Consider the following 7,776-nt stretch of genomic DNA (forward strand, 5'->3'; position numbering starts at 1 on the left):
CGAAAGACGAATTAACGGATAAACCAACTCGGTTTTTTGTCGCCGAAATTATTCGAGAAAAGATATTTCTACACTATAAAAAAGAGATTCCATATTCATGCGAGGTCGTCATTGAATCATATGTTAAGGAGCCTGGTATCACGAAAATAAGGGCGTTGATAATGGTGATTAGAGATTCTCAGAAAGGTATTCTTATCGGCCATCAAGGAAATAAGTTAAAACGTGTTGGTACCGAATCGCGAAAGGATATAGAAGCCTTTATTGGGGATAAAGTGTTTTTAGAAACTTTTGTGAAAGTGGATAAAGATTGGAGATCGAACGAATCGAGGCTTAAGGCATACGGATATTTAGAATAAAGAATGAGCAATATTGTAGCTATAGTAGGACGTCCGAATGTGGGCAAATCAACCCTTTTTAACAGAATGTGTTCTGGGAGAAGAGCAATCGTTGATGAGCAGAGTGGAGTTACCCGAGATAGGCATTATGGCAGATCTGAATGGAACGCTAGAAACTTTACTGTTATTGATACAGGCGGCTATGTTAAGGGGTCTGACGATGCATTTGAAGGAGAGATTCGAAAACAAGTTGTCTTGGCGATTGATGAGGCAGATGTAATCGTTTTTATGGTGGATGTAACTACGGGTATAACTACGCACGATGAGGTTGTGGCAAAAATGTTGCGCAAGAATAAAGACCGTGTGCTGATGGTTGTGAACAAGGTAGATCGACATGATTTATCGGCTAGCGCTATGGAGTTTTATCGATTTGGCTTAGGCGATTTACATGAGATTTCTGCTGCTGGTGGGGCAGGTACAGGAGATTTTATGGACGAAGTGGTAAAGTTATTACCCCCAGAAGAGGTTTTTAATGAGAAAGAAGAGTTACCTCGTTTTGCAATCGTAGGAAGACCAAATGTTGGAAAATCGTCTCTAGCGAATGTTCTTCTTGGCAAGGAGCGAAACATCGTGACACCAATTTCGGGTACGACTAGAGACGCTATCAATACGAGGTATACGGCTTTTGGTCATGACTTTATGTTGATCGACACAGCTGGGCTTCGAAAGAAAACCAAAGTGGATGAAGACTTGGAGTTTTATTCTACTATTCGAACTGTTAGGGCTATTGAAAACTGTGACGTGTGCTTGCTGTTATTAGAAGCGCATGAAGGTATTATGTCTCAAGACATGAGTATTATAGATATTATTTTAAAGAATAGAAGAGGGTTAGTAATATTGGTGAATAAGTGGGATCTAGTTAAGAATAAAGAGACCAATACGGTTCGTGATTTTGAAGAAGAGATAAGAAAAAGAATGCAACCTTTTAATGATGTTCCAATCATCTTTACATCAGTGCATGAAAAGCAACGAATCTTTAAAGCTCTTGAAGAGGCTGAAGAGGTTTACAAGCGTCGAACACAAAAGATTACTACTTCAAAATTGAACGACATCATAGGGAAGATAGTTGAGCATTATCCGCCACCATCTGTTAGAGGTAGACATGTTAAGATTAAATATGTGACGCAACTTCCAACTTACGCTCCAACGTTTGCTTTCTTTTGTAACTACCCAAAAGATGTTAAGGATGCCTATAAGAGGTATTTAGAGAATCGAATGCGTGAGGAATTTAACTTTACCGGGGTTCCAATTCAAATGTTTTTCAGGGACAAATAGAACGAGGATATTGAAATTCAAAAGCCCTATTTACTAGTTAGTAAATAGGGCTTTTTATATTTTAGTGAAGACTTATTTCAAGCCCAACTCTTTCTTGATTTGAGGAACGTAATCTAGTTTTTCCCAACCAAAGAATTCAACTTTTCTTGTAGTCGTTTTGCCATTTTTAATGAACTCTACATTCTTGGATACTGGTTTCCTGCCCATGTGTCCGTACGCTGCAGAGATTTTAAAAATAGGATTTGTTAAACCGAATCGCTTAATAATAGCTGCTGGTCTTAGGTCAAATATCTTTTCAATGATTTTAGCTAATTCGCCGTCAGACATTATGTTTCCTTTCTTGTCTTTAACTTTAGAAGTCCCATAAGTATTAACAAACACACCCACTGGTTGAGCAACACCGATTGCATAAGCAACTTGCGTTAATACTTCAGTAGCGACTCCTGCTGCAACCATATTCTTGGCTACATGTCGCATTGCATAGGCTGCAGATCTATCCACTTTCGAAGAATCCTTTCCAGAGAATGCACCGCCACCATGAGCACCTTTACCGCCATATGTATCAACGATAATTTTTCTTCCCGTTAGTCCTGTATCTCCATGAGGTCCACCAATAACAAATTTCCCAGTAGGGTTAACATGGTAAGTTATTTTGCCTTTGAACAGCTCTTGAACGGCTTTCGTTTGTTTCTTTACCACCGCAGGAATAAGAATATTTATAACGTCTTTCTTGATTTTATCTAACATCTTTTTGTCAGGGCCAAAATCATCGTGCTGTGTAGAGATAACGATCGTGTCGATGGCAATCGGCTTGTTGTTGTCGTCGTACTTGATTGTAACCTGTGATTTGGAATCTGGTCTCAAATATTTCATTTGCTTGCCACTTCTTCTAAGTGCTGCAAGCTCTTCCAAAAGTTTGTGTGAAAGGTCTAACGCAAGAGGCATGTAACTAGGCGTTTCTTTTGTAGCATATCCGAACATCATTCCTTGATCTCCTGCTCCTTGGTCTTCTGCTTTTTTTCTTTCAACACCCTGGTTAATGTCGTTAGACTGTTCATGTAATGTTGAAATTACTGCACATGAATCGCCATCAAATTTGTAATCAGATTTGTTATAGCCAATGTCGTTAATTACTCCTCTAACTATTTTTTGAACATCAATATATCCACTAGTTTTAACTTCTCCGCTAATCACAGCAAGACCAGTTGTAACTAGGGTTTCACATGCAACTTTGGAAGTAGCATCTTGTCTTAAGAATTCGTCTAAGATAGCGTCAGAAATTTGATCAGCTACTTTGTCTGGATGTCCTTCAGAAACCGATTCTGATGTAAATAAATAGGCCATAAATTATTGTTTAATAAGTTTTTAATAGAAACGAAGATATTTAATACGCTTGATTATACAATGAAGTTTTACTATTTCTGTGAAGTGAGTTCTTTGAAAATGGTTTCTAGGTTTTGATCTTCTTTCCTTAATTCGAGCACAGATAACGAATTTTCTACTGCGAAATTGAAGATTTTTGGTCGTGCATCGTCGTTAGAATTTACTTCTAAGACCCATTTATTAGAACCGTTTTCAATAGCCTGTTTAACACCCTCGATTTTTATTAGTTCGTCGGATGAAGTAACGTTATCGAATTCTACAATAATAACTTGTTGATGATTTGTAGCGTTCTTTATTTCTCCTATCGGTTTGTCAATAACGATCGACCCGTTATTAATAATAATGACTTTGTCGCAAACAGCCTCGACTTCCTGCATAATATGTGTCGACATCATGACCGTTTTTTCACGCCCAACTTTTTTAATAAGGTTTCTAATCTCATCCAATTGATTCGGGTCTAATCCAGTGGTTGGTTCATCTAATACAAGTACTTCTGGATCATGAATCATTGCCTGGGCCAATCCAACACGTTGGCGAAAACCTTTTGATAATGCACCTATTTTTTTACTCTGTTCTACTTCTAATCCGGTTAGATAAATCATCTCTTTAACTCGATCATCAATGTTTTTTACTTTGTGGACCCCCCCAATAAATGCTAAATATTCTTTAACATACATATCGAGGTATAGAGGATTATGTTCGGGTAGGTATCCTACTTTCTTTCGGATGTCAATAGAATTGGTTTCAGTATCAAATCCACATACAGAAACATTACCATTTGTTTGTGGAATATAACATGTAATTATTTTCATCATGGTAGATTTGCCTGCTCCATTTGGTCCAAGGAATCCGACAATTTCTCCCGATTTGATTTCGAAACTAAGGTTGTCGAGTGCCTTTTGCTCTCCGTACGTTTTAGTGATGTTATTTACAATAATGGACATTCTCGATGCGTAGATTGGTGTTGCAGCTAAATTACGAAAGTTTATAAGCCTTTGGTAGAGCTGATATATTTGAACTTCTTAAGTTATACATTTGTGTATAATGAATGGAGTCGTAATAAAATCTACAGGAGCCATCTGCTGGGTAAAGGATGATAACGGTGAAAAGCATGAATGCGTGATCCGAGGAAAGTTTCGAATGGCGAATATTCGGGATACAAATCCAGTTGCCGTAGGAGATTATGTAGAATTCAATAAGCTCGATGGGTTAAGTCAGGTCGTTAAAATTAAGAAGAGAAAGAATTACATCATTCGAAAATCTGTAAATCTCTCGAAGCATTCACAAATACTTGCGGCTAATATCGACCAAGCATTACTTCTTGTTACTTTGAAACAACCCGAAACTTCAACGGGATTTATAGATCGTTTTCTCGTAACCGCCGAGGCTTATAAAATCCCATGTAAAATTATTTTTAATAAGGTCGATGTATACGATGATCAAGGTCTTCTGGAGATGAGAGAATTAAAAGAGATGTATGCACGTATTGGCTATGAATGCTTTGAAGCTAGCACGCATAATGATGGAAATGCAGATATGATATATGGTTTGATTAAAGATCAAATAAATGTGATTTCGGGTCATTCGGGAGTTGGTAAATCTACTTTGATAAATGAACTGAACCCGGAATTGAATGTAAGAACAGGCGAGATATCGTCTTACCATGAAAAAGGAACTCACGTTACTACATTTGCCGAGATGTTGGAAGTTAGAGACAATACTTACATCATTGATACTCCAGGAGTAAAAAGTTTTGGGCTTATTGATATTGAAAAAGAGGAATTATCTCACTATTTCATTGAAATGAAAGAGTTATTACCAGGTTGTAAGTTTAATAATTGCCAACACATTAACGAGCCTAAATGCGCTGTAAAAGACGCCGTTGAGAATGGAGGAATTAGTCAATCCCGATACAAGAACTACGTTGAAATGTATTACAGTGATGAATCTGAAACTTATAGAACGAATAGTTATTAATGAAGGTTGTAATCCAAAAGGTATCTGAAGCTAGCGTGGTTATTGATGGCGTTCTAAATGGTGAAATCGCAGAAGGATTAATGATATTAGTAGGGGTATCACCAGATGATAATAAATCAGATGTGGATTGGTTAAGCGGTAAAATAAGCAGGCTTAGAATCTTTAATGATCCACAAGGGATTCCTAATTTAAGTGTAAAAGATGTTCAGGGGGATATTCTTCTTATATCTCAATTTACGCTCTTTGCGAGCACTGAAAAAGGCAATAGGCCTTCGTATATCAATGCCGCTGGCCCTGATGTAGCAGTGCCTTTATATGAGGCTATGAGGGATAAACTACAAGATGAATTGGGAAAGAAGATCGAAACAGGTGTTTTTGGGGCTGATATGAAAGTTTCCCTAGTTAATAATGGTCCCATAACAATTACAATCGACTCAAAGAATAGAGATTAATGAGAATATCTGAGGCACAGGAAAAAGTAGATGAATGGATCAAAAAATATGGAGTTCGATATTATAATGAGCTAACCAATATGGCAGTTCTTACTGAGGAAGTGGGTGAAGTAGCTCGGATCATATCTAGAAAGTATGGTGAACAATCTTTCAAGGAGTCAGATAAGGACAAAGAACTTTCGAAGGAATTAGCAGATGTGTTATTCGTGATTATTTGTTTAGCAAACCAAACAGGTGTTGATCTAGGAGCTGCCTTGAAAGAAAACCTTATAAGCAAAGCCGATAGAGATCAGCAAAGACATCAAGAAAACGAAAAACTTAAGTAGTTAAATAGACTCAGCTAATATTATTAGCTTGTTATTTTGAACTTCAGCAACACCGCCACCTTTTAGATCGTAAACTGTTTCTTCACCATTAGCATCAATAACTTTCAACGGTCCACTTTGTAAAGTGCTAATTAAAGCAGCATGGTTGTCAAGGATTCCTAAAGAGCCATCAGATCCAGGCAAAGTTACCGAAGTCGCTTCGCCTGAAAAAACACTTTTGTCTGGTGTAATTATTTCTAATTCCATGTTAGACTATATTTTTAAGCGTCTGCCATTAATTTTTTACCCTTCTCAATTGCCTCATCCATGTTTCCTACAAGGTTGAATGCAGCTTCAGGATATTCATCTACTTCTCCGTCCAAAATCATGTTGAAACCTTTGATAGTATCTTCGATAGTTACCAAAGTGCCTTTCAATCCTGTAAACTGTTCTGCAACGTGAAAAGGCTGTGATAAGAACCTTTGTACTCTTCTTGCTCTGTGCACAACCAATTTATCTTCTTCAGATAATTCATCCATTCCAAGAATTGCAATAATATCTTGAAGTTCTTTATATCGTTGTAATAACATTTTTACGTCTTGCGCACATTTGTAATGCTCTTTTCCAACAATATCTTCCGTTAGAATTCTTGAAGTAGAATCCAATGGATCAACCGCTGGGTAAATACCTAACTCAGCAATTTTTCTTGATAGTACAGTAGTTGCATCTAAGTGAGCAAACGTTGTTGCCGGTGCAGGGTCAGTAAGGTCATCCGCAGGCACATAAACCGCTTGAACAGACGTAATAGAACCTCTTTTAGTAGAAGTAATACGCTCTTGCATTATACCCATTTCTGTTGCCAATGTAGGTTGGTATCCAACTGCTGAAGGCATTCTTCCAAGTAGTGCAGATACTTCAGAGCCAGCTTGTGTAAATCTAAAGATGTTATCAACGAAGAATAAAATATCTCTACCACCAGATTCTTCATCACCATCTCTAAAATATTCTGCAACAGATAAGCCAGATAATGCAACTCTAGCTCTTGCACCAGGAGGCTCATTCATTTGTCCAAATACTAATGTCGCTTGCGATTTGATTAATTCAGATTTGTCAACTTTAGATAGATCCCATTCGCCTTTTTCCATTGATTCAACAAATTCGCTTCCGTATTTAATAACGTCAGATTCGATCATCTCACGTAAAAGGTCATTTCCTTCACGTGTTCTTTCTCCAACACCAGCAAATACAGAAATACCTTCGTAAGCTTTTGCGATATTATTGATGAGCTCCATGATTAGTACAGTTTTGCCAACACCAGCACCACCAAACAAACCAATTTTACCACCTTTTGCATAAGGCTCAATTAAGTCAATAACTTTAATTCCAGTAAAAAGTACATCCGTAGATGTTTGGAGATCTTCAAAACGAGGTGGATCTCTATGGATTGGATATCCATCAGTTTTGTCAACATCGCCAATACCATCGATTGCATCACCGATAACATTAAATAATCTTCCTTTTACTTGATCGCCTACTGGCATAGTAATAGGACGTCCTAATCCAACAACTTCTAATCCTCTTCTTAATCCGTCAGAGGCATCCATTGCAATTGTTCTAACAGTATCTTCACCAATATGAGATTGGCATTCTAAGATTACTTTTTGGCCATTTTCTTTAACTACTTCAAGAGCATCGAGGATATTAGGTAATGCTCCTTCGCTTTTTTCAAAGCTTACATCGATTACCGGTCCGATTATTTGTGTTATTTCACCTTTACTATTAGACATCTTCTTGACGTTAAGTTGTGTTGTTTTTTTACTGAAAATTCGGCTGCAAAGGTAATAATTTTAACTTTACATACAACCGTGTGAAAAGCGTTTTTTTATACTTTTACACAAAGTTTAAACACTCGGATAATGGGCGGTTTATCTAAACCGTTTTAATTCAATAAGAAACGTAGTATAACAGGTTCGATGAAATTTTATAATA

Annotated in this window: 9 protein-coding genes; 5 read left to right on the forward strand and 4 right to left on the reverse strand. The window is 37.2% G+C overall.

Going from position 1 to position 7,776, the window contains the following annotated elements; genetic code table 11:
- Positions 1-356: KH domain-containing protein (locus HRT72_12955; protein ID NQY68615.1), on the forward strand; the 356-nt coding region annotated here is incomplete at its 5' end.
- Positions 357-359: 3 nt separating this feature from the next.
- Positions 360-1,670, forward strand: coding sequence for a ribosome biogenesis GTPase Der (gene der / locus HRT72_12960; GenBank protein NQY68616.1), 1,311 nt, complete (start codon positions 360-362; stop codon positions 1,668-1,670).
- 72 nt (positions 1,671-1,742) lie between these two features.
- Here der and HRT72_12965 read toward each other — a convergent pair whose 3' ends face one another.
- Both HRT72_12965 and gldA read right to left on the reverse strand, forming a co-directional pair.
- Entirely contained in the window at positions 1,743-3,014 is a 1,272-nt protein-coding gene (locus HRT72_12965; GenBank protein ID NQY68617.1) for a methionine adenosyltransferase, read from the reverse strand.
- Positions 3,015-3,085: 71 nt separating this feature from the next.
- Complete coding sequence (gldA, locus tag HRT72_12970; protein ID NQY68618.1) at positions 3,086-3,997, reverse strand: gliding motility-associated ABC transporter ATP-binding subunit GldA; 912 nt, start codon at positions 3,995-3,997, stop codon at positions 3,086-3,088.
- 100 nt (positions 3,998-4,097) lie between these two features.
- On the opposite strand from gldA, the gene rsgA reads away from it, so the two are divergent.
- From rsgA to HRT72_12985, 3 genes are read left to right on the forward strand one after another with little or no spacing between them, the layout of a single operon-like run.
- Positions 4,098-5,030: a ribosome small subunit-dependent GTPase A gene (gene rsgA / locus HRT72_12975; protein ID NQY68619.1), complete on the forward strand. Its 933-nt coding sequence runs from the start codon at positions 4,098-4,100 to the stop codon at positions 5,028-5,030.
- Positions 5,030-5,482: a D-tyrosyl-tRNA(Tyr) deacylase gene (locus HRT72_12980; protein ID NQY68620.1), complete on the forward strand. Its 453-nt coding sequence runs from the start codon at positions 5,030-5,032 to the stop codon at positions 5,480-5,482. Before rsgA ends, HRT72_12980 begins: the two co-directional genes overlap by 1 nt.
- Positions 5,482-5,808, forward strand: coding sequence for a nucleotide pyrophosphohydrolase (locus tag HRT72_12985; protein ID NQY68621.1), 327 nt, complete (start codon positions 5,482-5,484; stop codon positions 5,806-5,808). The genes HRT72_12980 and HRT72_12985 overlap by 1 nt, the downstream gene beginning before the upstream one ends.
- Here HRT72_12985 and atpC read toward each other — a convergent pair whose 3' ends face one another.
- Positions 5,809-6,054 (reverse strand): ATP synthase F1 subunit epsilon, encoded by a 246-nt coding sequence (atpC, locus tag HRT72_12990; protein ID NQY68622.1) that lies wholly within the window; start codon positions 6,052-6,054, stop codon positions 5,809-5,811. It abuts the gene before it with no gap.
- A 14-nt stretch (positions 6,055-6,068) separates the two neighbouring features.
- Positions 6,069-7,574 carry a F0F1 ATP synthase subunit beta gene (locus HRT72_12995; GenBank protein NQY68623.1) on the reverse strand — a complete coding sequence of 502 codons (1,506 nt, stop codon included), beginning with the start codon at positions 7,572-7,574 and terminating at the stop codon, positions 6,069-6,071.
- Between the last annotated feature and the right edge of the window lie 202 nt (positions 7,575-7,776).

The sequence above is a fragment of the Flavobacteriales bacterium genome, assembly GCA_013214975.1.
Taxonomy (GTDB): Bacteria; Bacteroidota; Bacteroidia; order DT-38; family DT-38; genus DT-38.